Here is a 24,051-nt window from a genome sequence, read left to right as displayed (position 1 = left end):
GAAATATGTACAATAAAATGAATTTTGTCGCTTTGCAAGCAAAATCCCACTAAACCCTATAGGTTGCGGATTTGAGGTATATCTACAGACGGATATACGGTTTACAGAATGTATGACGGAGAAGGCTCAAAGGTGCTTCATATAGGATGCTGGACGCACTGCAGGAGGTTGTGGGTTGATGCTTTGCCATCAGACAGGACGGCGATGGACATAATAGATTCTATCGGTGATTTATTCAGGAATGAAGACCTGTTCCGCACAATGAAACTCAGCGGTGAGCAGATAAAGGGAAAAAGACTTAAACTTACAGGACCTATTCTTGAACGTATCCATCATAAGGTGGTCATGATGATGCAGGATGCGAAGATTATGGCTAACGAACTGATGAGAAAGGCAGTAAACTATACGTTAAACCAGTGGAAATCCCTGAGAAATATACTAAAGGACGGTTCTGCGGAAATCTCGAACAACCTCTGTGAGCAAAGAATGAAACCTGTAAAGCTGCTACTTAAGAACTGCATGAATATAGGAAGTGAGGCAGCCGCAGAAAACTCGGCATTCATCTTCTCTCTGATAGAAAGCTGTAAGTTGAACGATATAGATCCTCAGGATTACCTGAAACACTTGTTTGAATGTATTCTTCATGGTAAGGACTGCGACAAGAAGGCTCTTCTGCCATGTTTTTATAAATCGGAATGTTAAAACAAAAATATTTTCTTGCGGACATTTTTATTTTATCGGCTGAAAAACAGCCGATAAAATTGTCGTAGCGGAAAATAGAATGCTTACTGCTCCATCCATGGAACGGATTGAGCATCACGGCGTATGATTCGTCCGGTCTGCCATGATAGAGTACCCCTCCGACGACTCCAGTCCGTCCGTCGGGAGTTCTTTCGGCGAATCCGAACGAATGGGGTGCGAAGTCCCGGTAGAGTTCAATTTCATATTTCCCGTTCGAGTTCTTTTCCCACTGTTGCAATCGTTCGATGCATTGTTGTAAGGTATTGTCTCCGATACTTTTTGCGTATTCCACCACCTTGTTATAGTGTTCCTGACATTTGATTATCATATTCATTCATTTTTATGTTGTCTGTAACAGTTCTTCATATTCACCGAATCCGAAACATCCGGCTATGACAAAATCTTCCCCGCTTTTGTCAGCCAGCGACAGCAGGCTGTCCAGAGTATCGCAGTAGAAGAAGATTTCATCATCCATTTCCGTATCGGAATCCATGTCCAGGGCTATTCTTGTTTCCAGTGTCTCCAAGGTATCGTTCCAGCGTATGACGCATTCGAGGAAATGCGGTTCATGTTCCTTTTCATTACGGTACTCCTGATATTTTTCACGGATTTCCTTCTTGATTTCCTCCGGCTTCTTCCAGGAACTGTCATCCACGATTTCAAGACTCAGCCCCTCGACAAGCAGGCACGTGCCTCTGTCATATACCATCAGGGTACGTTTTCCCATGTGGCTTTTTCTCAAGTTTTCCCAATCGGGAATGTCCCACCGTTCGGTAGTCCATACTCCCCGGTAATTTTCGGGAACAGCGAGATATTCGCTCAGTGTCATTCTTTTCATTTTTCTGTGTATTTATGGTGAAACAAAAAGAACCTTGCAGGTCTTGCAAGGCTCTCCAAATGCGGGATAGCGGTCAAACTCGTTGCAGGCGTCCCAGTCCACGCTCATCGTGTATCCTTTCGGGAAATGTGTGCCGACAAACTTATCAATCATAGCCCGTTCCTCTTCGTTCAGGCTGCCGTCCTCTTCCGTTCCGTATTCCAGGGCATATATGGCCCATTCGGGAATGTTGTCCCATTCCGTCTGTTTCATGTGCGCTGCCATAGCATACCGTTTATGCGGCGGAAAGTCTGCCGATTATCTCCTGAAGTTCCTGTTCCCATTTTCCGTCGCCATTGCCGAAGGATGGATAGGTAAGCTGGTACCAGTTGTGGTAGTCGAAGAGTTTCATCCTCAACGGATAGTAGTCGAACATTTTCCGTCCGTCCCTGAAGATACGGATATGGTTTGTACCTATGTTCATGGCCTGTAGTCCGTGTCCGTTTAGAATCTCATGGAATCTTTCCATCGGGGTGAAGTTGCTTCTGCTCATATTTTTCATTTTTTGAGTTAGACATCTGCGGCTTGTCAAGCCGGTATTTTATTTCTTGCCTGCCTTTCTGTCCCGTGCCGGATTGCGCAAGGCTTTGCGAAAAAATACCGGAGCCCCCGGCGAGGATGATTTTTTCAGCAAACCACGGAGGGGCCCGGCCTTGCACAATCCAGCGGGCACGGGACGACCTTTGCAGGCGGAAATAAAACAGCGGTCTCCTTTTTCCTTTATTCTCCGTCATTGTTCTCTTCTTCCTCCTGCTGCGGGATGAGGTGTCTCAGTTCCGGATCATTTTTTATGCGTGTTATCTCATCCTCTATTATCTGCAACACGTCCGCCTTTATCTGCGAGTAGTTGCGGTCAATCTGTTGCTGCATGATGTCGTTTCCGTCTGCGTCCCTGAACTCGTTGATGACAGGAATTTTCTTGTAGGCTTTCATCTCTTCCGACACTTTCGCGCTGTCCACGATGATGCGGGCATGGAAAATCTTCTGCTCTATCTCTTCCCCGAAATTGTCTGCCACGCTGCCAACGAATGTACCCTGCGAAAGATTGGCTATCTTGGAAGCGGGTATCAGGGAATCAAGCTGCGTGTTGATGGAAGTCGAAGTGTCCTGACGGTTGATGGATATGGACTGCCGCTGCTGGAGAATCTTGCCGAACCGTTCCGACAATGATTTTGCCGTTTCTCCGACCACCTGTCCGCTGAAGATATTGCCCACCGTGTTCTGGATAACCTTCGCCTCCTTGTCGCCGTAGTCACGTGCAAGCTGCGAGAAGTCCTGGAAGCCGAGACAGACGGCCACCTTGTTGCTTCGGGCGGTCGCAATCAGGTTGTCGATACCACGGAAATAGATGGTCGGAAGCTCGTCGATGATGATGGAACTTTTCAGTTGTCCTTTCTTGTTCACCAATTTGACGATGCGCGAATTGTACAGGCCGAGAGCCGCCGAATAGATATTCTGCCTGTCCGGATTATTGCCCACGCAGAGGATTTTGGGGTGTTCGGGATTGTTCAAATCCAGCGTGAAATCGTCTCCCGTCATCACCCAGTAAAGCTGTGGCGAGATCATTCGCGAAAGAGGGATTTTCGCACTTGCTATCTGGCCCTGGAGCTGGTCTTGAGCTCCACCTTGCCATGCGTCCATAAAGGGGGAAAGATAGTTTTCGAGGGACGGATAAGAGGTAAGAATCGTGAAGATATCGGCATACGGCTTGTTAAGAAATTCGATCGCATGAGGGAACGTGCAATACTTTCCGTCCTTGTAAATCCGCAAATACCAGATGATTGCGGCAAGCAGGATAATCGGTGACTCCACGAAAAAATCACCCTGTTTCTGTATCCAGGTCTTGTTCAAATTGAGCATTATCGTGTAAGCTGACTCATAGGCATCCGATATGTCCGCCATGAATCTTGGATTGATGGGATTGCAGCGGTGGCTGCGTCTAGGGTCGTCGAAATTGATGACGTAGAATTCCGGCTTGACCTTGTAATGTTGTCTGTGCTTGAGCAGATGGTTGTAGGCTATCTCCGAGAGGTCCGGAAACTTGTAGTCATAGATATACATGGCAAAGGATTTCTCGATTTGCTGTTTGATGTAGTTGTTCACCACGGCATAGCTCTTTCCGGAGCCCGGTGTTCCCAGTACGATAGAGGCTCGGAACGGGTTTACGATATTGATCCAGCCGTCCCATTCCTTGCCCTGATAGACAAATTTCGTGGGCAGGTTGACGGAATACTCGTTTTCCATAAGCCTTGTTTCCTGCATGAAACTTTCGTTGGCGGTGTTGAACACGTCTTCCATGAGGTTGTGTTTCAGCATACGGCTGATCCATATTCCCGACATGAGCAGGAGAATGTAGCCTATGGTGAGCGTCAGCGTATATACGGTAGCGTTCACTGTCGTATTGAACGGCAGGTCAAGCATCCACCAGTTCATGAAGAATAGGACGATGCCGCCGAGGAAGGCGGCGTATATTTTCCGCCACGTCATCTTCTGGTTCTTGACACCTTTCGTACCCAGACACGAAAGTCCCAGGAATATGAAGGCGAACACTTTCGTCACAAGCAGGTTGCTGAACAGTCCTGCCGTCCTCTGGAAGTTCAGCAGAATCCTGTCCACGACTCCGATGTTGATACCCATGCCCACGAATGCGCTGTAGCAGAACCAGTAGACATGGATTACAATAAACACGATGGAAATGGCACGCATGAACTCCATGACCTTGGCCAGTCCTCTCAAATCATCTTCTTGTTGCATAACTGTAAAAATTTTGATGGTTGGTAATTGACAATCAGGATATGCCGCGTGAACGGCGTTTCTTCTTTTTCTTGCGTTGTAGTCTGCGGGCGAGTGCCTCCTCCTGTGGGTCCGGCCCGTTGATGTCGGGACTGAATATTCCGAAAGCCTGCTCGATGGCGCTTTCCATGTTGTCGGAAAGGCTCTCCCGTGTGGAGGTATATTGTCCGGTGGATTCCGGCTCCGGAAATTCCTGCGGCCTGTTAAAAAGCTGTTCGAAGGCGTTGGCGGAAAACTCCTTGCCCAGACGGGAACCGTTATATACCTCACGGTTTCTGTGGTCTATGAAGGTCACGCCGTAGATACGGCCTTCCTCGTTTTCCCTGAACACCACGTCAATGCCCTTTTCCCCGAGCAGCCGGATGAAATCTTCCCGGTTTCCTCGGCAGCCGTGCCTGGCCAGCGTGACGGCATCATGGATTTTCGGCTGCCACTTCCGGTTTCTGAAATCTCGGACATTGACGGCAATCCTTTTTTCTATCCCTTCGTAGCCGAAGCGCTTGCCGATGAGCGAAGACTTGATGGGCGTGCATACCGGCCCGCCCGCATCGTCCGTCAGGGTATATACGATACCGTTGTAGGGTGAGCCTTCAAATTCTCCCCGAACCTGTTTGGCCTCGATGTTGAAGCATGAGAGCATGGCACTGAACTCCCCGAATGTCTGGAAGCGGTAGGCGGTGAACACACTTTTGAGGATATTGCCGACCTGACGTTTCACGTCCCCGTCCCGGTAGTCCGCCTTCTTGAGATACGGTTCCAGCAGTTCGTTCCGCTTGTCAGCCACAGGCTTGAGTCCGAATCTGTTTTCCAGTTCCCGGCAGGCTTTCATCGAACGATTCCATTCGTATGCGTCACTGATTTTCTCGCCGTTCTCCTTCACGCAGGTGGAGACAATATGGACATGCCTGCGGCCGATGTCCTCGTGCAGATAGACGATGTAGGGCTGGTCGCTGTAGCCCATTTTCCGCATGTACTCGCGTGCCAGTTCCGCGAACTGCCCGTCCGTGAGGCGGTCGTCCGCCGATGGGTTCAGGGAGATATGCAGCACCGGCTTCTCCGTGTTCCTGTTGGCGGCGAGGTAGCTCTCGAAAGCCCATAGCGTCTGCTGCATGACATTGTGGGGATTTCCGGTGAGGTCGGTAATCATGCGGTTGCCCGCGATGATACGGGCGGTTGCCTCATCCACTTTACGCTGGTTGTAGATGACCGCCCCGTAGAGTGATACACCCCTGTTGATCTTAGCCACCATTCTGCTGTTCCTCCTTCTTTCTTTTTATAAGGTATTCCTCCTCGAACTCCCGGGTAAGCATGATGATCCGCTTGCTCAGCACCACCAGGTCGATGGTGGCCTTTTCCAGATTGCGGAGCAGGGCGAACGCCCGTTTCTCGCCGAAATTGGACTTGACTGCCTTAACAGTCTGGTTGTAGTTGTTGCCAATGGCCTGGAACTGGTGATAGAAATTTGTAAGTCTGATATAGTAGTCCATCGCAGCCTTGTCGATTCTGACGACCTTCATTTCACGTCCGAAAATCATCGCCTTGATGAATCTTGCCCGTTGTTTCATCCCGGATTTTTCAAACAGCAGCTCGAAATTTCCGTTCTCTTCCGAAGTCAGTTTGATACCGTAGCGGAATACTGCCGGGTCGGTCTTCGGTTTTCTGCCCGTGCTTCTTCTTGTTCTTCTTTTACTGTTTTCTTCCATACGCATTGAGATTTTCTGTTTCTGATTTTACGTCATGGATTTCCGACTTTGGAGGAAATCCCTCCCGAGCCTTCAGGCGAGTGGCAAGTTTGTTTTGGGATGCCCGAATCATTTCGGGCTGCCCAAAACACAACTTGCTATGTTCGCTTGAACATGAATTTGCCTGAAGTCAAATTGAGTTTTGACCTTCAGCCTCATTCTTCGGCTTCGGGATAGCTCCATCCGGTATCCATTCCGTTGTTGGTGGCAAAGTTACAGCGGTATATTTATCTGTAAAACAGTGGATTATATGTAACAAGATGTCATACGGTGACAAGGGTCGTCACCGTCTCCGGATGATGGTGATCATTCGGGAAAATCCCCTTTTATTTGCAGTGCGGACGGTTGCAACCGGCCTTCTGATAGCGGAATAATGGTCATGTTATCCGATGATTCCGGTAACGGTTGGGATGATGGAAGCAATATCGGACGGGACCGTTGACGGATTGTCATGACCAACAGACAGACCGCGGATGGAAGCGATGTCGGAAAGATGCGGTAACAGTAGCATCAAAGGTTATGACACTGGATGATACCGTTAATGGATGCGGATTCGGATGGTTGGAAAGAAACGTCTGCGGATTCACGGATTAGTGGATGACACCGGTATTTATTCAATAACAATTAAAAAGAAAGACTTATGAGTAAAGAAACTTTGTTCGTTGCGATTAGCAACCAGAAAGGAGGGGTCGGGAAATCGGCCCTGTCCGTAGTGCTTGCCAGTTACTTCCATTTCGAGAAGGGACTGAACGTGGCTATCGTTGACTGTGACTCTCCCCAACACAGTCTCGTACGTATGAGGGAGCGTGACAAAAAGGCTGTTTCCAACAGCGCCTATTACCGGCAACTGATCAAACAGCAGTGGAACCAAGTGCAGAAAAAGGCTTATCCCATTGTAGGCTCCACCGCTGAAAAGGCAAGGGAAGCGGCTGATGCGATTGCGGCAAGCGGGGATTATGACCTTATTTTCGTGGATCTTCCCGGAACGGTAGAATCCACCGGGGTATTCCGAACGATTGTCAATATGGACTACGTGCTTACTCCCACCGTTCCGGACCTGATTGTGATGCAGAGTACACTGTCCTTTGCCACGACCGTGCTTGACCATATCAAGAAGATGGAAAATACCCCGTTGCTCAAGGACATCTTCTTTTTCTGGAACAAGTTGAAAAAACGTACCAATGTGGAGATTCTCAAGTCATATTCGGAAGTCATGAGGGAGCTGCATCTGACAGTCCTCGACAGCACGCTTCCTGACCTGTGCCGTTATGAAAAGGAGATTACCCATGCCAAGCGTGCCTTTTTCCGTTGCACGCTGCTGCCGCCTCCGGCCAGACAACTGGAAGGCAGCGGGCTGGTGGAACTTGCGGAAGAGCTTATGGTCAAACTTAAACTCGGACAGTCATGAAAAAGAAAATCGTAGAGGTGGACGAAGATGTCCTGAAGGAAATCATTGTCGGCGACATACCTGTTTTCGGCAAGGACAGCCTCGCCCCGAAAGAAAAGCCTGTGGAACATCAGGAAGCGAAAAGCCCCGCCTCAACCGTACCGGCAGATACTCCAGCGGAAAAGCCCTCCGTGGAGAAGCCCAAAAGGAAAAAGGATGAATCCTGCGGATACCGGGAAAGGTTTCTGGTCAATATACCCGCGTCAAACCGTTCCCATGTGTATATCAACCGTGAAGTGGCCGAGTGCATCAAACGGGTACTGCCTGTCATCGCTCCGGAGATGAGCATATCCGGCTTTATCAGCAATATCCTTGTGGACCATCTGCAGAAACACTGGGACGAAATCAACGAATTGTATAACAAAGAGTATTATAAACCATTAAAACCATTTTGATTATGACACAGATTATTTTTCAGGCCATCGTTGCCTGTTGCTGCATTTACACTGCTTACAGATTGTCATTGTTTATTTTCCGTAGGCTGTTCAAGGGCAGGAAAAGAGGAAAGGATGTCCGCGACGTTTCTGGTGAAACGGCAGACATGACAAAAACTGACAACAGGGATGACGATACATCCGAGATTACGTTTGAGATACTGAAAGACATATCTGCTTCCAGGTCTCCGGAAAGCGGTTTCTATAAATCCATCTATCTGGTAAACTATCCTGTTGGAAATCGGATACAAGTCTATATCAACAAGGAAAATCACTCCCATATCAAGCGTTTTCTGGCAGTTACCGCTCCTGAGGTGCCCATTTCCGGTTTTGTAAACAGGATTATAGATGAACATTTGAAGAAGTACGAGCATGAGATGTCAAAGCTGTACACGGAATGTATCACCAAACCTTTATAATTATGACTGCGATAGTTTATTTTACCGTAAAGGCAGTATGTGCTGTCTATATATTGTGCCATTTGTGGACATTTATTTTCCACAGACATATGTACGGAATATGGGACCTCATTTTAAGGCTGATGCGGATTGCCCGTGTCAGAGTGTGGAGATACCGCAGACAACGCAAGGAAGAGGCGGAACGTCGTGCCCGCAGAAAGGCAAGGCGCAGAAAGCCGGAAACGGATAAGTCCAAAGGAAAAACCGAAACGGCTGTTCCGTCCTCTTCTTCGGATGACGATGATGTGATAGGCAAGACAAAGGTCATCTATCTGGAAGACCCGAAAGTTGCAAGGATGACTCCAACCCGTTCCGAGCCGATGGAGAAAATTCCATTGGAGGAAGACGAGGATATCGGTTCTGATGATGTGGAGCAGGAAAACAAAGGACTGACAGAAGAAGAGCGTGAGGAACTGATGGCTCCCGTAGATGCCGAACCCGACCCGGATTTCAACACGGCATTGACAATCGAGGAAATAAACAACGTAGCGGAAGTACTTACTTCCGGGATTGTTGACGAACAGAAAGCCCTGCGTGCCGCAAGAACCATCCATTACAAACTGAGTGAAACGGAGATACTGGCTTTCCTGACCGACAAGCTGAGCAATCTGGAGAAGGTGAACGGTTTGCTTGACAAGTATCTGGGAAACCGGAGGGGTGTATCAGGAAGAAAAGGCAGTAAGGAAGATGAGCCTTTCGATATAGACAAGTATGCGTGATCAGGAAGTTCAAACGTGGCCATCCTGAAACGGTCAGATGAAGGAGATTCTGGTTGAATCTGAAAGAGTGATACATACAGGATAACTTTAGTTTCATACCCCTGCTTTCCCTTTTTAATATTTAGGGGGAAGTGGGGGTATGCGATATGAGACGGTGGATATCCTATTTCCTATCCGGGTACAAAAGGTCGGGACTGACATTGATGAAACGTACGTAATCCTCCGTATGCGCGAAAGACTCGTCATTGATTCGTCCAGCCAGTTCATCGGGTGTCAGACATTCCACATCGTAGAATGTCTCGTCTTCAGGATCATCCAGACTTCTGGCGGGGGATTTCCTCCACATCTCAATGATTTTCTCATCAGAAACGTCTCTGCTGAAAAAACCGCAGTTCCATACAAAAGCGAGTAATCGTGTTTCTCTTTTCCCTGTATGGTCAGGGATTTTAATCTGTTCCTTTGATTTCATAAGTTCCTATCTTTTAATCTGTCCATTTTATATTCGGTTTATTTGGTTCATGATTGTTTTGCAATGCAGTTATGTCCGTTATCACTTCTCCAGTAAACAGATTGATGACTTCCCGTCCAGTTTCCACGGCCTTTTTCACGGTATGGTATGTACCTCCGTTGCACACGTTGTCCCAATATGCTATTACCATTGAAGCCCTGCTGACCATATAGGTGTCACGGCGCAGGTAACATCCCCTGTAATATTTTTCTGAAAGCATCACTACCCGGTCAGCCTTCTTAAGCAGTTCCCTGTAAAGCAGCTGGTCTTGCGGGTCAAACCATTCGGCTTGGGCTCTGAAAGGGATAGCAGCCGCCAGTGTCATATCCTCATATTGTTCTTTCAGTTGCAGGACAGCTTCAGCCGCTATCATGTCGAACCCTTCTGCCATGCCCGAATAAAATTCTCTGAAACCTTCTTCATAGAGGTTTTTTATCATAGTTATGACCTTTCCCCTGATTTGTCCGCTGAAGTTCCGGTAGTCCTTGTTTTCCTGCATCAGTCTTTGCTTCCGGTGTCCCGTGAATGCCGCTACCTTTTTTTCTTCCTGTTTCATGATGTTCTGTTTTTTGTTCTACATGTGTCCGGTATATGCCGGAGTTTGATTTCTTGCAGGCTTTTCTGTCCCGTGCCTGGATACTGCAAGGCTTGTCGGGAGAAAATACCGCAAGCGCAGCGAGGATGATTTTCTCCCGGGCAACCGGAACGGCCTGCCTTGCAGATTCCGTAAAGGCACGGGCTACCTTTGCCGGAAGAATCAAAGGACGTTTTCCCAGTGTTTTTCCTTTGCCGAAATCCCCCTGCCGATGTAACGTAATGACACCCGATGTCACGCATCGTCAGTGTTGTAAATCAATGGATTAAGCGTTATATATTCGTGGTCGAAATCATTTTTTTGTCTCACCAATTAAAAGTTTCGACACATGAAAAAAAGATTCTTTTTTGCAGCCATGATGCTGCTTGCAACGACAGGGGCTTTCGCCCAGGGTAATGGTATCGGCGGTATCACTGAAGCCACCAACATGGTCACTTCCTATTTCGATCCGGGAACCAAACTGATTTATGCCATCGGAGCCGTGGTCGGCCTTATCGGAGGCGTGAAGGTCTATTCCAAGTTTTCCTCGGGAGATCCCGACACCTCCAAGACGGCAGCCAGCTGGTTCGGTGCCTGCATCTTTTTAATCGTAGCCGCCACCATCTTACGTTCATTCTTCCTCTGATTATGGCGGAGTATCCTATCAACAAGGGAATCGGCCGCAGCCCTGAGTTCAAGGGGCTGAAAAGCCAGTACCTGTTCATCTTCGCCGGCGGACTGCTCGCCCTGTTCGTCCTGTTTGTCATCATGTACATGGCAGGCATCGACCAGTGGGTATGTATCGGCTTCGGTGTCATCTGCGCTTCGGTGCTTGTCTGGGTGACTTTCCGCCTGAACGCGAAATATGGTGAATGGGGACTGATGAAATTGCAGGCGCTGCGCCGCCATCCCCGCTACATCATCAGCCGGAAGGGTTTCCTCCGGTTGATTTGTCCAACCCCGAAAAAACGTAATGTATGAGAAATGTAATGAAAGCCGCCACACTGGAAAGCCGGTTTCCTCTGATGGCCGTCGAGCACGGGTGCATCATCAGCAAGGATGCCGACATCACCGTGGCCTACAGGGTGGAGCTGCCCGAAGTGTTTACGCTGACACGCGCCGAGTACGAGGCCCTCCATTCCACATGGGCGAAGGCTGTCCGGGTTCTGCCGAACTACAGCATTGTCCACAAGCAGGATATCTTCATCGAGGAGAGTTACAGACCTGACATCTGCCGGGATGACCTGAGTTTCCTCAGCCGAAGCTTTGAAAGGCATTTCAACGAACGGCCGTACCTGAACCATACCTGCTATCTGTTCCTGACTAAGACCACTAAGGAACACAGCCGCACGACAAGCAGTTTCAATGCCCTCACGCGCGGGTTTATCATCCCCAAGGAGATGCAGGACAAGGATACCGTTGCACGCTTCCTGGAATGCTGCGGGCAGTTCGAGCGTATCGTGAACGACAGCGGTCTGCTCCGCATGGTCAGGCTGACGGACGAAGAGATTACCGGTACGGAAACCTCCGCGGGCATTATCGAAAAGTATTTTTCGCTTTCGCAGGAAAATACGACCAGCCTGCAGGACATCACTCTCGGAGCCGGGGAAATGAAGGTCGGCGACAACCTGCTCTGCCTGCATACCCTCTCCGAAACGGAAGACCTGCCGTCATCCGTGGGTACGGACAGCCGTTATGAACGGCTGTCCACGGACCGCAGCGACTGCCGCCTGTCCTTTGCCGCACCGATAGGGATACTGCTCACGTGCAACCATATCGTGAACCAGTATCTCTTCATAGACGATTCGGCGGAAAACCTGAGGAAATTTGAGCAGACCGCCCGCAACATGCACTCGCTGTCCCGTTACAGCCGCTCCAACCAGATCAACCGTGAATGGATTGAGGAGTACCTGAACGAGGCGCACAGCAAGGGGCTCACTTCCATCCGTGCGCACTGCAACGTCTTTGCATGGAGTGACGACCGGGAGAAGCTGAAGCGTATCAAGAACGACGTGGGCAGTCAGATTGCCCTGATGGAGGCCAAGCCCCGTCAGAACACGGTCGATGTGCCGACACTCTTCTGGGCGGCCATTCCCGGCAATGCCGGTGATTTCCCGTCAGAGGAAAGCTTCTACACCTTCATCGAGCAGGCCCTGTGCCTGTTCATCGGGGAAACGTCCTACAAGGATTCACTCTCGCCGTTCGGCATCCGCATGGTGGACCGTCTGACCGGAAAGCCTGTCCATCTGGACATTTCCGACCTTCCGATGAAGAACGGTACGATTACCAACCGCAACAAGTTCATCCTCGGACCTTCGGGCAGCGGAAAGTCTTTTTTCACCAACCACATGGTGCGCCAGTATTATGAACAGGGAGCGCATGTGCTGCTGGTGGACACGGGAAATTCCTATCAGGGACTGTGCAGCCTTATCCATGCACGCACGCATGGCGAGGACGGCATCTATTTCACCTATGAGGAGAGCGATCCGATAGCCTTCAATCCTTTCTACGTGGAGGACGGTGTGTTTGACATCGAAAAGAAGGAGTCCATCAAGACGCTTATCCTTACCCTGTGGAAACGTGACGACGAGCCGCCGACACGTGCCGAGGAGGTGGCACTCTCCAACGCGGTCAATCTCTTTCTGGAGAAGATACGCACGGACAGTACCGTGGTTCCGTCCTTCAATACCTTCTATGAGTTCATCCGAGACGAATTTCAGGAAATCCTGAAGACCAAGCGTACACGGGAGAAGGATTTTGACGTGTGGGGATTCCTGAATGTGCTGGAACCTTATTACAAGGGTGGCGAGTATGACTTCCTGTTGAATTCCGACAGACAGCTTGATTTGCTTGGCAAACGCTTCATTGTCTTCGAGCTGGACAATATTCGTGACAACAAGGTGCTGCTTCCGATTGTCACCATCATCATCATGGAAACTTTCATCAGCAAGATGCGAAAGTTGAAAGGTATCCGAAAGATGATACTTATTGAGGAATGTTGGAAGGCATTGGCATCCGCCAATATGAGCAACTATATCCGCTACCTTTTCAAGACCGTCCGAAAGTTTTTCGGAGAGGCTGTTGTCGTTACCCAGGAGGTGGAAGACATCATTTCGTCACCCATCGTCAAGGGAACCATCATCAACAACAGCGACTGCAAGATTTTGTTGGACCAGAGGAAGTATGTCAACAAGTTCGATGAAATCCAGTCCCTGCTGGGCCTGACCGACAAGGAACGTGCTCAGATTCTCTCCATCAACATGGCCAACAGCCCGTCCCGCAAGTACAAGGAAGTGTGGATAGGTCTCGGCGGAACACAGTCGGCGGTCTATGCCACCGAGGTCTCGCCGGAAGAGTACTGCACCTACACGACCGAGGAGACGGAAAAGCTTGAAGTAATGCGGCTTACCCGGAAGCTGGGTGGCAATATCGAGCTGGCAATCAAGCAGCTGGCCGAGAGCAAGAGGAAAAAGTGAAATCATTTATCAACCCATTAAACTTCTGAATTTATGTATAGCGATCTGGAATCTAATGAAAGCAAACGCCGTGAGGTCGTGTCATCTCTCTACTGGTCCCTGATGCAGGGCTGGAATATTCCTCTTTCCATACAGGACTATTACGGGCTCACGGAGGATTACCGTCTGTTCCATCAGCTTGAAGGGATGGCTCCTGACGAATACCTGCGGAAGAGGCAGACGGGGGAAGTACCCGACATTCTGGAGGTGGATGCAAGACTGACACACGCGGTGGAGAAGATTTTTGAAAGTGTATGTCCCCGTCCTCCGGCTGAATACCTTGACAAGCTGAACGGGGAACTGGAGAGGCTGGGCAGTATTGCCGCCTCGCCGGGTTCCGTACATGACCCGATACATATCCGCCCGGATTTTCTCGTGAAATACGGCATTGACAGGAGCAGTCCGGAGGATGTGATACGGAAACAGGCGGAGAAGGCTTACCGGGAACTGGATGCCCGATTTGTCAGGATGACCGGCAGACGTCCTTATGCGGACGAGTTCTTCAGGAATATCAGGCCTGCCCGCACGGTCTCCTCGGAAACAACACTGCGGAGGAAACCGCACATCACCGTCCGTCCTAAGCCGAAAGGCCGCAAGATGGGACTCTGAACTAACGGAAAAGATTTATCAACCATTAAAGATTAACGACATGAAGAAAAGAATTCTGACAGCCTTATGCTGTATCTGCCTCCTTTCGGCAGGCAGGGCACACGCCCAATGGGTAGTGACCGATCCCGGGAATCTTGCCCAGGGCATCATCAATGCCGCCAAGAATATCGTCCACACGTCCTCGACGGCTGGCAACATGCTCAACAATTTTCAGGAGACGGTCAAGATTTACAAGCAGGGCAAGGAGTATTATGACGGCCTTAGGAAAGTGAAGAATCTGGTACGCGATGCCCGCAAGGTGCAGCAGACCATCCTGATGGTCGGCGACATCACGGAAATCTATGTGACCAGTTATGAGCGTATGCTCAGTGACCCTTATTTCACCCCTGAGGAACTGAGTGCTATCGCCCTCGGCTACACGAAGCTGCTGGAGGAGAGTGCCAATCTGCTGACGGACCTGAAGACGGTGGTCAACGAGAACGGCCTTTCGATGAACGACAAGGAACGTATGGACATCATCGACCGCTGTTATACCGACATGCTGCAATACCGCAGTCTGGTGCAGTACTATACCAACAAGAACATCGGCGTGTCGTACCTGCGTGCCAAGAAACAGAATGATCTTGACCGTGTGATGGCTCTGTACGGTTCACCCAACGAACGTTACTGGTAATTTCAAGGAGGATTGCTTATGGTATTGTTGGCTGTGAATTTTGACAATCTGCACCAGATCCTGCAAAGTCTGTACACGGACATGATGCCGCTCTGTTCGCAGATGACCGGCGTGGCCAAGGGCCTTGCCGGATTGGGAGCCCTCTTTTATGTGGCGTACCGTGTCTGGCAGTCGCTGGCCAGGGCCGAACCTATTGACGTGTTCCCTTTGCTGCGTCCGTTTGCTCTGGGTATCTGCATCATGTTTTTTCCGACCATCGTGCTGGGTACGCTCAACAGCATTTTGTCACCCGTCGTGACCGGAACGCACAGGATTCTGGAGACGCAGACCTTTGACATGAATGAGTATCGGCAGCAGAAGGACAAGCTGGAGATTGAGGCGATGCGGAGGAATCCCGAGACGGCCTACCTGGTGGACAAGGAGGCTTTTGACAACAAACTGGATGAACTGGGAGCTCTGGACGCTATCGAGGCTTGCGGTATGTATGTGGACCGTGCCATGTACAACATGAAGAAGTCCGTGCAGAATTTTTTCCGTGAGCTGCTGGAACTGATGTTCAATGCGGCCGCGCTTGTAGTGGACACGCTAAGGACATTCTTCCTGATTGTCCTTTCCATTCTCGGACCGATTTCCTTTGCCATTTCGTGCTGGGACGGCTTTCAGGCCTCGCTGAGCCAATGGTTTGTCCGCTATATCAGCATCTATCTGTGGCTGCCCGTCTCTGATCTTTTCAGCAGCGTGCTGGCACGCATACAGACCCTGATGCTTCAGAGGGACATCGAGCAGCTGTCCGACCCCAACTTCATTCCGGACAGTTCCAATGCCGTGTACATCACGTTCCTGATTATCGGCATCATCGGGTATTTCACGATTCCGACCGTGGCCAACTGGATTGTTCAGGCCGGTGGAGGTGCAGGAAATTACGGCAAGAACGTGAATCAGGCTGCTTCCAAGACAGGCTCCATTGTGGGCGGTGCCGCAGGTGCTACTGTAGGAAATGTGGCCGGAAGACTAATCAAGTAACAATCATAAAACGAATAAGAATGGAATTCAAATCATTGAAAAATATCGAGACCAGCTTCCGGCATCTGCGCCTGTTCGGAATAGTCTATCTGGGTGTCTGCACCCTGCTTGTGGGCTATTCCGTGTGGAAGGCATACAGTTTTGCCGAAGCCCAGCGCCAGAAGATCTATGTGCTGGATGAGGGGAAGTCGCTCATGCTCGCCCTCTCGCAGGACCTGGAGCAGAACCGTCCCGTAGAGGCAAGGGAACATGTCAGACGTTTCCATGAGCTGTTCTTCACGCTGGCCCCTGACAAGAGTGCCATCGAGGGGAACGTGCAGCGTGCCATGTTCCTGAGTGACCGTTCCGCCTATTCCCATTACGGGGATCTGGCCGAACAGGGTTATTACAATAGAATAATTTCGGGCAATGTCAGCCAGCGTATCGAGATAGACAGCGTGAAATGCGACTTCAACACCTATCCGTATGATGTCATGACATACGCACGCCTTTTCATCATCCGTGAGAAGAGCGTGACGGAACGCAGCCTTGTCACGCATGGCAGGTTGCGGAATTCCACCCGCAGTGACAACAATCCGCACGGGTTCATCCTGGAAGGGTTCCATGTACTGGAGAACAGGGATATCAGAATGTATGACAGATAAAACAATGTATGTATGAGAAAAATGTATGTAAAGTTCAAGGAATGTATCGGGGGCAGGCTGCGCGGCCTTTGTGACAGACTCACACCCCGTCAGAGGGCAATCGCCATCATCGTGATGGTTTCCCTTTTCGCGCTGGTGAATTTCTACATGATTTTCCGTGCGATTTATGACATCGGACGGGAGGATGCCCGGCAGGACATCATCAGGATAACCCCGCTTGAGGTTCCCGACTTTGTGCCTGCGGATACCCTCTCCGATATGAAAGTCCGTGAGATGGAAGAGTTTTTTAACCAGTTCAACAAGTAAGATTATGAGTACAGATGCAGAAAAATTGAAACAGAAGCAGAAAATCAGGAAATATCTGGTTTTCACAGGCATGTTCCTGCTGTTCCTCGGGTGCATGTGGTTAATTTTCGCCCCGTCCGAAAAAGACAGGCAGGAGGCGGAAAGGAAGACAGGCTTCAATGCCGAACTTCCCGATCCGAAAGGTACGGGTATAGAGGCGGACAAGATGGCTGCCTATGAGCAGGCGGACATGGTTCGCCGGCAGGAGGAGAAGAAGCGTACGCTGGCCGACTTCTCCGCCCTGACCGATGGACACAGACAGGATAATATCCCGGAAACAGAACCGGCGCAGGACATTGCAAGTGAAAATGAAAGCCGTGCGTACCATTCAGGAGGAAACGGCAGGACGGGAGCCTTCGCCTCTTCAGCCTCGGCCTACAACGACATCAACGCCACTCTCGGCAGTTTTTACGAGAGTCCTGAGGAAGACCCGGAAAAGGAAGCCCTGAAAGCAGAGGTGGAACAGCTCAGACAGGCTGCCGCAGCGCAGACGGCCGGACCGAGCTACGAGGAACAGGTGGCTCTGCTGGAGAAGTCCTATGAACTTGCCGCCAAATATATGCCTTCGGGCGGCAGCACGGGAACAGCGGACAGTCAGGAGACGGAAAGTCCCTCAAGGGAGAGGAAGGCGAAAGCCGTTCCCGTCGGGCTGGTGTCCTCTCCGGTCGTGTCGTCCCTTCCTCAGCCTCTTACCGATTCGGTACAGTTCGCGAGACTGCTTTCCGGTGCTGATATCGGCTTCCATACGGCTGTGGGCAGTGCCGGGACACAGATGGCGAGGAATACCATACGGGCCTGCGTGCATGGCGACCAGACCATTATCAGCGGACAAAGCGTGCGTCTCAGGCTGCTGGAGGCCATGCGTGTGGGAAGATATGTGCTTCCCCGCAATACCCTGCTGACCGGTGAGGGACGTATCCAGGGCGAGCGGCTTGGCATTGAAATCCTGCAGGTCGAATATGACGGCAATGTCATTCCCGTGGAACTGACCGTGCTGGACAGTGACGGACAGGACGGGATATTCATTCCCGGTTCGACGGAAGCGAATGCGGTAAGGGAAGTGGCCGCCAACATGGGACAGAATCTCGGCACGACCATCTCCATCACCAACCAGTCGGCAGGTGACCAGCTTCTCTCCGAGCTTGGACGAGGGGCCATACAGGGCGTGTCGCAGTACATCTCCAAAAAGATGCGCGAGGAGAAGGTACACCTCAAATCAGGCTACGGACTGATGCTTTATCAGAACAACAATCAATAACCCATTAAAACAGTAAAGACATGAAAAAGATTCTTTTGATGCTTGCCCTCGCAGGCGGCGTTGCAAGTGCACATGCACAGTCGGCTGATACCACGGCCGTAAATGATTTGACCCTGAAGGCGGATATCTATCCGCAGCAGGAGGACGGCGACCTCTATCACGGGCTGTCCAGAAAGCTCACCTTTGATCGGATGATTCCGCCTTACGGTCTGGAAGTGACGTATGACAAGACGACCCATATCATCTTTCCCTCGGCTGTCCGTTACGTGGATCTCGGTTCTCCGAATCTGATTGCGGGCAAGGCGGACGGTTCAGAGAATGTAATCAGGGTAAAGGCTACCAGAAAGAACTTCCGTGAGGAGACCAACATGTCGGTGATTACCGAAAGCGGAAGTTTCTACACCTTCAATGTGAAGTATGCCGATGAGCCTCTGCTGCTCAACATCGAGATGGCCGATTTTGTTCATGACGGCAGCGAGGTGAACCGCCCGAACAATGCCCTTGACATCTACCTGAAGGAACTCGGCAGCGAGTCGCCCAAGCTGGTACACCTTATATCCAAGGCCATCCACAAGGATAACAGACGTCATATCAAGCATATCGGGAGCAAGGCGTTCGGCATCCAGTACCTGCTGCGCGGACTCTATACCCATAACGGGCTGCTTTATTTCCATACCCAGGTGAAGAACACGTCGAACGTGCCTTATGAGGTGGATTTCGTGACGTTCAAGATCGTAGACAAGAAGGTACTCAAGCGCACGGCCATCCAAGAGCAGGTGATATTTCCACTGCGTGCCTACAACTATGCCACGGCTGTCGCCGGAAAGAAGGATGAGCGTACTGTCTTTGTCTTTGACAAGTTCACCATTCCCGCCGACAAGATGCTGGTGGTGGAGATGCACGAGAAGAGCGGAGGCCGTCACCAGACCTTCACCGTGGAGAGTGAGGACATCGTGAGAGCGAGGGTGATCAATGAACTTAAAGTGAAATGACCATGAAGAAGTATCTGTTCCTTTTTGCCGTATGCGTATCGCTTGCCCTGTCATCGGGGCAGGCATACGCCCAGCGTTACCTTCCCGGAATGAAGGGTGTGGAACTCAGGGGAGGCTTTGCCGGAAACCTGAAATCACCGGTTGACTGGTACACGGGCTTTGCCCTTTCGGGATATACGAAAAGGGCCAACCATTGGGTGGCTGGTGTGGAATACCTGCTGAAGAACTACGGTTATCGCGGGACTTCCGTCCCACGGGCCCAGTTTACTGCGGAGGGTGGCTACTACTTGAAGTTCCTGTCCGACCCGGCGAAGATATTCTTCCTTTCTGTTGGCGGTTCCGCCCTGGTGGGATATGAGACCTTGAACTGGGGAGAAAAGGTTCTGTATGACGGTTCCATGCTTTCCTACCGGGATGCCTTCGTCTATGGCGGAGCCCTGACGCTGGAGTTGGAAAGCTATGTGACGGACCGTATCGTGCTGCTTGCCCATGTGCGCGAACGAGTGCTATGGGGCAGTTCTCTGGGAAAGTTCACGACACAGTTCGGGCTTGGAGTCCGTTTCATCATCAATTAGACGCCTATGGATATAGAGATGATAAGAGGCATTCCCATTGAGGAATTCCTGTCCCGTCTGGGACAGGAGCCGGTCAGACGGCATGGCGACGAATGCTGGTATCTCTCCCCGTGCCGTGAGGAAAGGACACCTTCGTTCCATGTGAACACCCGTAAGGGCGTATGGCATGACTTCGGCACCGGGCATGGAGGCGACATCTTCACCCTTGCGGGGGAACTTTCAGGAAGCGACGGCTTCATGGCGCAGGCGAGGTTCATCGCCGGAGTATATGGAGGAACAGTCCCCGAATATGCCGGACAGAAAAGAGAAAAGGAAAGTGTCAGGACAGAAAAGCGCAAAGAGCCTTCCCGCTTCGAGGAGGTGGTTTGCGGTCCCTTGCGCTGTAATGCCCTGCTCGACTATCTGAAGGGACGCGGCATACCTGCGGAAATTGCCCGTGCAGAGTGCGAGGAAGTACGGTTCTGGCTGTACGGCAAGCGGTATTTCGCCGTCGGCTTCAGGAACATGGGCGGAGGCTATGAGCTGCGGACCAGGTTCATGAAATGGTGCCTGCCGCCCAAGGACATCTCCGTCATCCGCAACAGATCGCTTACCTGCAACCTTTTTGAGGGCTTTATCGACTTTCTTTCATGGAAGGTACTCGGCATCAGCCGCGGTGAGGATTATCTGGTCCTCAATTCGGTGACCCTGCTTGAACGTTCGTTCCCTTTTCTGGACAATTACGGGAGGATCCGGTGCTACCTGGACAATGACGATGCCGGAAAAAGGACACTGGCCGTCCTTCGGAAACGCTACGGTGACAGGATTGACGACTGTTCCGACCTGTATGCCGGATGCAAGGACCTGAACGAATATCTGGAAAGCAATTTTCCGCCTGAACAGTAATTTTTTATAAACCGTTAAAACAAGAAATGAATATGAAACCGATTATGAACAAGAAAGGGCTGTTTGCCCTTGTATGCGCCCTGATGGGCATGACCTTCAGTATATTGACCTCGTGCAGCGATGACCTTGACGTGCAGCAGTCCTATCCCTTTACTGTGGAGACGATGCCTGTACCCAAGCGTATCGTGAAAGGCGAGACCGTGGAAATACGCTGTGAACTGAAACGGGAAGGACGGTTCTCCGACGCCCGCTATACCATCCGCTATTTCCAGCCGGACGGCGAAGGCAAACTGCGCATGGATGACGGGATGGTGCTGCTGCCCAACGACCGTTATCCTCTGGACAGGGAGGTGTTCCGTCTTTATTACACCTCAGAGTGTGAAGACCAGCAGAGTATCGACATCTATTTTGAGGATAACAGCGAGCCGGCACAGCTTTTCCAACTGACCTTTGATTTCAACAACGAGACGGAGGACGAGGATACCGTGGTTACTTCCGGCGGCAAGGAACTGCCTGTCGTCATCGTATCACAATGAACCTGACCTGCCTATGGGAATAAAAGCAAATTTGTTTGCGGCGTTTTTCGCCATCATCTGCTTCGGGAGCATACCGTTGCGGGCGGAGAATCCGGTAAAGGAAAAACAGGACAGGTTCAGCCTTGCGGTTGAGTGCATTAAGCGGTTCGAGGGCTGGCATGGAGAAAAAAGACACTGGCCTTATGTCGGGTACGGGCATAAGGTCCTTCCCGGGGAAAGGCTGACCAATGACATTACAAAAGAACAGGGGGATTCAATCCTGAGAGCGGATTTACGCAAGCTGTGCCGTATGTTCAGTTATCTGGGACGTGATTCATTGATTGCCGCTGTTTTGAGCTATAATGTGGGGGCATACCGTCTGAAAGGTTACGGCAAGATGCCCAAAAGCAAATTGTTGAAGAAGCTGGAGGCCGGAGACCGGAATATCTATAAGGAGTATGTTTCTTTCCGGTGTTACAAAGGCAAGGTAGTGCCGAGCATTGAACGGAGAAGGAAGGTGGAATATATGCTGCTCTTCGAAGAGTAAAAAAACGAGGAAGAATCTTTCAGTCTTTTGACTGTCAGTTTCTTCCTCGTCTGTTGTTCTACTTTCCGGTTATCGTTTCCGCCATAGGGTTCTGCCGGTGCATTTCCCAGTTCATGATTGCCGATTTTTTGCTTGAATTTGCATAGCAGTATTCGCAGAGATGAGGGCAGGTATTGTATTCCCCAATATCCTTGGCTGCCATACATCCGCATGAGGCACGTTGTCCCGGATCCTTTTTGTGATTGCTGACGAAGTATTTGTTGCCAGGTAGAAGCACAGCACCGTAAGGAAGGTCATTCATGTCGAAAAAGGCTGGAGACGGCATTTCCTGTATGGTGACTCCCAATGCAGACATCAGTTCCTTGTCTTTCCATGCCAGACGTGCTATCAGGTCACCGTCGATGCAGCGGTTATGGGATATCCTGTATTTGCCAAAATCCAGATTTTCGCCGCAGGTAGCCAGCTCCAGATTCCATCCTCTGTTACGGTTCAGTACCGTCAGTTTTCCGGCAAGTTCCTCCATTTTTTCTTTATTCCATTCATGATACGGGATTCCGCTGTCTGTCATGTTGGCCTTGACCTTTCTGTACGAGTCTATGTCTGCAAAACTGAAAACCAGCTTTTCCGTACAATTGTGTATCTCCGTTCCTACACGTTCGATCTTTTCAATCAGAGTATCCACGGATATGTTGTCTGTGAGTATCAGCGGATCGAACCGCCATATTACGGCTTCTTTACCCAATATCTCAGAAAGGGTCCTGAATGTTTCAATACGTTCTGTCAGCGGAGGAACACCGGTTTCCAGTCCGTCTTCCTCATAATCATTCAAAGTGAACTGGATATAGCAACCGATACCTCTTTCTTTCAGGATCGGCAGATAAGGAAGAAGAGGTTTGGGATTTTTCGACCAGAACACTATGAATCTTGTATTCCGGTAAGAGATATAGCTCTTTTTTCCGTTGAACGGGTTGTTCCACACGGAATAGCCGGTTTCGAGCCGATGGAAGAACCAGTCCGCATAAAATGCCGGGATGTCCGTGCTGCGGCTTGCCGATATGATGTCGGGAGCCGGGACTTCCATCTTTCGGCCGTCTATGATGATATTTGCTTTTTTCCAAGTCATATTGTTAAAATTATATAGTAAAGACAGGCGTCGGTTATGAACGCCTGTCCGGGTTGTTGATATGTCATTGGTTTGCTTGCGGCAAAAATAATATGAATATTTCATTCTGTAGCCGTTCAGCTTACCAGAACCGCATCCTGTATTTCCACCTCTGCTGGAAGACGGGAAAGCAGGAGTTCCGCCATTGCCCCATTCTGTGGAATCAGTGCCGGGAAATCCGTTCTGCCCGGCTTATATATCTCAGTCGCTACGTTATACAAGTCCCAAGCGGTGATTTGTCCCTTTTCGCGGACCAGTTTCAGCACCTCTTCCGTGAAGATGGAAATCTGGCTCTGGTTCAGCGGGTAGGTTTCCACGGAGGATGACAGGTTCCTGTCCGAACTGTCATGGGAGACGCGCAATGCTGTCAGCAGCCCGATATACATATACACTTCCTCCAGGGAGACAATTCTGCGTTTCAGCCGCTGAATCCTTGCGATGTCCTCGTTCATGTTCACCTCGAAGTTTGCCAGCCAACCGTCCACCGTTTCGAATACCCCTTCCGTTGTCACCTTGTTTTTTCCGTAATTGCAGATGCTCCTTTCCGGTGATAGGATACACTGGTTATGGCATATCTTCACGCACGGGCCTATGGCCGCTTGTATGCCGTCCTGATGGTAGGCGACGACCAGCGTAGTCGTCAGCTCGTCCGTTTCCCAGTCCTTGATCCGGATGGTCGCGAAGATGCGTCGGAGGATGTGCGCTTCCACTGCTTTTTCACCAAGTGTCTGTTCCACCTGCGGGAGAATGCTTACTCCCGGCTGTGTCTTGTTCCTGTTCTGTGCCGCGAAGATTTCTTCCACCTCGTAATCGAGGTTGTACTTCTCGCAGATGTCCATCATACGCTGCAGGACCTGGTAGTGATAGATGCCCTGGACAGGCTTGCCGTAGATGTCATTTTCTTTGTAGGTACGCTGGAGAGTCTCGAAGTTCATTACTTCGATTCCGTTGTTCTGAAAATCAAACTGCTGTTGTTTTTCCAATACTGCCATTGCTTCCATAATCTTGAATTTTA

General features: G+C 50.4%; 30 protein-coding genes and 2 pseudogenes. 19 read left to right on the top strand and 13 right to left on the bottom strand.

Annotated elements, in window-relative coordinates; translation table 11 throughout:
- Positions 1 to 78: 78 nt before the first annotated feature.
- Positions 79 to 702 (top strand): annotated as a pseudogene (locus H9625_RS03700) (IS66 family transposase); the annotation flags it as partial.
- Between the two features lie 88 nt (positions 703 to 790).
- On the opposite strand, the pseudogene H9625_RS03695 reads toward H9625_RS03700, so the two are convergent.
- The 9 genes and pseudogenes from H9625_RS03695 to H9625_RS17895 all read right to left on the bottom strand — a co-directional run.
- Positions 791 to 1,069, bottom strand: a pseudogene (locus H9625_RS03695) (DUF4120 family protein); the annotation flags it as partial.
- Between the two features lie 12 nt (positions 1,070 to 1,081).
- Complete coding sequence (locus tag H9625_RS03690) at positions 1,082 to 1,579, bottom strand: hypothetical protein (protein ID WP_118328070.1); 498 nt, start codon at positions 1,577 to 1,579, stop codon at positions 1,082 to 1,084.
- A gap of 12 nt (positions 1,580 to 1,591) precedes the next feature.
- Positions 1,592 to 1,831 (bottom strand): DUF6926 domain-containing protein, encoded by a 240-nt coding sequence (locus H9625_RS03685; RefSeq protein WP_394354913.1) that lies wholly within the window; start codon positions 1,829 to 1,831, stop codon positions 1,592 to 1,594.
- 22 nt (positions 1,832 to 1,853) lie between these two features.
- Complete coding sequence (locus H9625_RS03680) at positions 1,854 to 2,111, bottom strand: hypothetical protein (protein WP_005801804.1); 258 nt, start codon at positions 2,109 to 2,111, stop codon at positions 1,854 to 1,856.
- The gene (locus H9625_RS03675; protein WP_191763014.1) at positions 2,071 to 2,352 is read right to left on the bottom strand and encodes a hypothetical protein; all 282 of its coding nucleotides are present in this window, start codon (positions 2,350 to 2,352) and stop codon (positions 2,071 to 2,073) included. Before H9625_RS03675 ends, H9625_RS03680 begins: the two co-directional genes overlap by 41 nt.
- Entirely contained in the window at positions 2,339 to 4,372 is a 2,034-nt protein-coding gene (mobC, locus tag H9625_RS03670) for a conjugal transfer protein MobC (RefSeq protein ID WP_148329414.1), read from the bottom strand. The genes H9625_RS03675 and mobC overlap by 14 nt, the downstream gene beginning before the upstream one ends.
- A gap of 34 nt (positions 4,373 to 4,406) precedes the next feature.
- A complete protein-coding gene (gene mobB / locus H9625_RS03665) occupies positions 4,407 to 5,660 on the bottom strand; it encodes a conjugal transfer protein MobB (RefSeq protein ID WP_148329413.1) in 1,254 nt (417 codons plus the stop codon).
- Positions 5,650 to 6,120 carry a conjugal transfer protein MobA gene (gene mobA / locus H9625_RS03660; protein WP_017141823.1) on the bottom strand — a complete coding sequence of 157 codons (471 nt, stop codon included), beginning with the start codon at positions 6,118 to 6,120 and terminating at the stop codon, positions 5,650 to 5,652. Before mobA ends, mobB begins: the two co-directional genes overlap by 11 nt.
- 415 nt (positions 6,121 to 6,535) lie before the next feature.
- On the bottom strand, positions 6,536 to 6,667 hold the full coding sequence (locus H9625_RS17895; protein ID WP_262640236.1) for a hypothetical protein: 132 nt from the start codon (positions 6,665 to 6,667) through the stop codon (positions 6,536 to 6,538).
- 126 nt (positions 6,668 to 6,793) lie between these two features.
- On the opposite strand from H9625_RS17895, the gene H9625_RS03655 reads away from it, so the two are divergent.
- From H9625_RS03655 to H9625_RS03640, 4 genes are read left to right on the top strand one after another with little or no spacing between them, the layout of a single operon-like run.
- Positions 6,794 to 7,561 carry a ParA family protein gene (locus H9625_RS03655; RefSeq protein ID WP_071149229.1) on the top strand — a complete coding sequence of 256 codons (768 nt, stop codon included), beginning with the start codon at positions 6,794 to 6,796 and terminating at the stop codon, positions 7,559 to 7,561.
- Positions 7,558 to 7,995: a DUF3408 domain-containing protein gene (locus H9625_RS03650; RefSeq protein ID WP_071149228.1), complete on the top strand. Its 438-nt coding sequence runs from the start codon at positions 7,558 to 7,560 to the stop codon at positions 7,993 to 7,995. Before H9625_RS03655 ends, H9625_RS03650 begins: the two co-directional genes overlap by 4 nt.
- A gap of 2 nt (positions 7,996 to 7,997) precedes the next feature.
- Positions 7,998 to 8,453, top strand: a complete 456-nt coding sequence (locus H9625_RS03645; RefSeq protein WP_071149227.1) for a DUF3408 domain-containing protein — start codon at positions 7,998 to 8,000, stop codon at positions 8,451 to 8,453.
- A gap of 2 nt (positions 8,454 to 8,455) precedes the next feature.
- Positions 8,456 to 9,211, top strand: a complete 756-nt coding sequence (locus H9625_RS03640; RefSeq protein ID WP_071149423.1) for a DUF4122 family protein — start codon at positions 8,456 to 8,458, stop codon at positions 9,209 to 9,211.
- A 163-nt stretch (positions 9,212 to 9,374) separates the two neighbouring features.
- Here H9625_RS03640 and H9625_RS03635 read toward each other — a convergent pair whose 3' ends face one another.
- Both H9625_RS03635 and H9625_RS03630 read right to left on the bottom strand, forming a co-directional pair.
- Positions 9,375 to 9,680 carry a hypothetical protein gene (locus H9625_RS03635; protein ID WP_071149226.1) on the bottom strand — a complete coding sequence of 102 codons (306 nt, stop codon included), beginning with the start codon at positions 9,678 to 9,680 and terminating at the stop codon, positions 9,375 to 9,377.
- A gap of 13 nt (positions 9,681 to 9,693) precedes the next feature.
- A complete protein-coding gene (locus H9625_RS03630; protein ID WP_071149225.1) occupies positions 9,694 to 10,275 on the bottom strand; it encodes an SLOG family protein in 582 nt (193 codons plus the stop codon).
- A 367-nt stretch (positions 10,276 to 10,642) separates the two neighbouring features.
- On the opposite strand from H9625_RS03630, the gene H9625_RS03625 reads away from it, so the two are divergent.
- Genes H9625_RS03625 through H9625_RS03560 form a run of 14 tightly spaced genes read left to right on the top strand, consistent with a single transcriptional unit; the run spans position 10,643 to position 21,874 of the window.
- Positions 10,643 to 10,939 (top strand): DUF4134 domain-containing protein, encoded by a 297-nt coding sequence (locus H9625_RS03625; RefSeq protein WP_005801791.1) that lies wholly within the window; start codon positions 10,643 to 10,645, stop codon positions 10,937 to 10,939.
- Between the two features lie 2 nt (positions 10,940 to 10,941).
- On the top strand, positions 10,942 to 11,274 hold the full coding sequence (locus H9625_RS03620; RefSeq protein WP_005801790.1) for a DUF4133 domain-containing protein: 333 nt from the start codon (positions 10,942 to 10,944) through the stop codon (positions 11,272 to 11,274).
- Entirely contained in the window at positions 11,271 to 13,769 is a 2,499-nt protein-coding gene (locus H9625_RS03615; protein WP_032944426.1) for a TraG family conjugative transposon ATPase, read from the top strand. Before H9625_RS03620 ends, H9625_RS03615 begins: the two co-directional genes overlap by 4 nt.
- A gap of 33 nt (positions 13,770 to 13,802) precedes the next feature.
- A complete protein-coding gene (locus H9625_RS03610; RefSeq protein ID WP_032944423.1) occupies positions 13,803 to 14,417 on the top strand; it encodes a hypothetical protein in 615 nt (204 codons plus the stop codon).
- Positions 14,418 to 14,457: 40 nt separating this feature from the next.
- Positions 14,458 to 15,090, top strand: coding sequence for a DUF4141 domain-containing protein (locus H9625_RS03605; RefSeq protein ID WP_055172651.1), 633 nt, complete (start codon positions 14,458 to 14,460; stop codon positions 15,088 to 15,090).
- Between the two features lie 18 nt (positions 15,091 to 15,108).
- The gene (gene traJ / locus H9625_RS03600) at positions 15,109 to 16,113 is read left to right on the top strand and encodes a conjugative transposon protein TraJ (RefSeq protein ID WP_032944415.1); all 1,005 of its coding nucleotides are present in this window, start codon (positions 15,109 to 15,111) and stop codon (positions 16,111 to 16,113) included.
- 20 nt (positions 16,114 to 16,133) lie between these two features.
- A complete protein-coding gene (gene traK / locus H9625_RS03595; RefSeq protein ID WP_029426967.1) occupies positions 16,134 to 16,757 on the top strand; it encodes a conjugative transposon protein TraK in 624 nt (207 codons plus the stop codon).
- A gap of 12 nt (positions 16,758 to 16,769) precedes the next feature.
- Positions 16,770 to 17,063 carry a TraL conjugative transposon family protein gene (locus H9625_RS03590; protein WP_071149221.1) on the top strand — a complete coding sequence of 98 codons (294 nt, stop codon included), beginning with the start codon at positions 16,770 to 16,772 and terminating at the stop codon, positions 17,061 to 17,063.
- Between the two features lie 4 nt (positions 17,064 to 17,067).
- The gene (gene traM / locus H9625_RS03585; protein WP_168044571.1) at positions 17,068 to 18,360 is read left to right on the top strand and encodes a conjugative transposon protein TraM; all 1,293 of its coding nucleotides are present in this window, start codon (positions 17,068 to 17,070) and stop codon (positions 18,358 to 18,360) included.
- A gap of 20 nt (positions 18,361 to 18,380) precedes the next feature.
- Positions 18,381 to 19,352 (top strand): conjugative transposon protein TraN, encoded by a 972-nt coding sequence (traN, locus tag H9625_RS03580; protein ID WP_032944397.1) that lies wholly within the window; start codon positions 18,381 to 18,383, stop codon positions 19,350 to 19,352.
- 2 nt (positions 19,353 to 19,354) lie between these two features.
- Positions 19,355 to 19,927, top strand: a complete 573-nt coding sequence (locus tag H9625_RS03575) for a conjugal transfer protein TraO (protein WP_168044570.1) — start codon at positions 19,355 to 19,357, stop codon at positions 19,925 to 19,927.
- 6 nt (positions 19,928 to 19,933) lie between these two features.
- Complete coding sequence (locus tag H9625_RS03570) at positions 19,934 to 20,812, top strand: toprim domain-containing protein (RefSeq protein WP_168044569.1); 879 nt, start codon at positions 19,934 to 19,936, stop codon at positions 20,810 to 20,812.
- Between the two features lie 32 nt (positions 20,813 to 20,844).
- Positions 20,845 to 21,348, top strand: coding sequence for a DUF3872 domain-containing protein (locus H9625_RS03565; protein WP_005801773.1), 504 nt, complete (start codon positions 20,845 to 20,847; stop codon positions 21,346 to 21,348).
- Between the two features lie 13 nt (positions 21,349 to 21,361).
- The gene (locus H9625_RS03560) at positions 21,362 to 21,874 is read left to right on the top strand and encodes a glycoside hydrolase family protein (RefSeq protein WP_071149218.1); all 513 of its coding nucleotides are present in this window, start codon (positions 21,362 to 21,364) and stop codon (positions 21,872 to 21,874) included.
- Between the two features lie 58 nt (positions 21,875 to 21,932).
- On the opposite strand, the gene H9625_RS03555 is transcribed toward H9625_RS03560, so the two are convergent.
- Together H9625_RS03555 and H9625_RS03550 are read right to left on the bottom strand one after the other, a co-directional pair.
- Positions 21,933 to 22,997 carry a DUF1848 domain-containing protein gene (locus H9625_RS03555; RefSeq protein ID WP_168044576.1) on the bottom strand — a complete coding sequence of 355 codons (1,065 nt, stop codon included), beginning with the start codon at positions 22,995 to 22,997 and terminating at the stop codon, positions 21,933 to 21,935.
- Between the two features lie 116 nt (positions 22,998 to 23,113).
- Positions 23,114 to 24,037: a DUF932 domain-containing protein gene (locus H9625_RS03550; RefSeq protein ID WP_071149216.1), complete on the bottom strand. Its 924-nt coding sequence runs from the start codon at positions 24,035 to 24,037 to the stop codon at positions 23,114 to 23,116.
- Positions 24,038 to 24,051: the final 14 nt, after the last annotated feature.

Origin of the sequence: Phocaeicola intestinalis (assembly GCF_014837065.1) — a bacterium.
In the GTDB taxonomy this organism is placed as follows: Bacteria; Bacteroidota; Bacteroidia; order Bacteroidales; family Bacteroidaceae; genus Phocaeicola; species Phocaeicola intestinalis.
The sequence above is the reverse complement of the archived record's forward strand: the minus strand, read 5'-3'. Positions and strand labels throughout refer to the sequence as shown.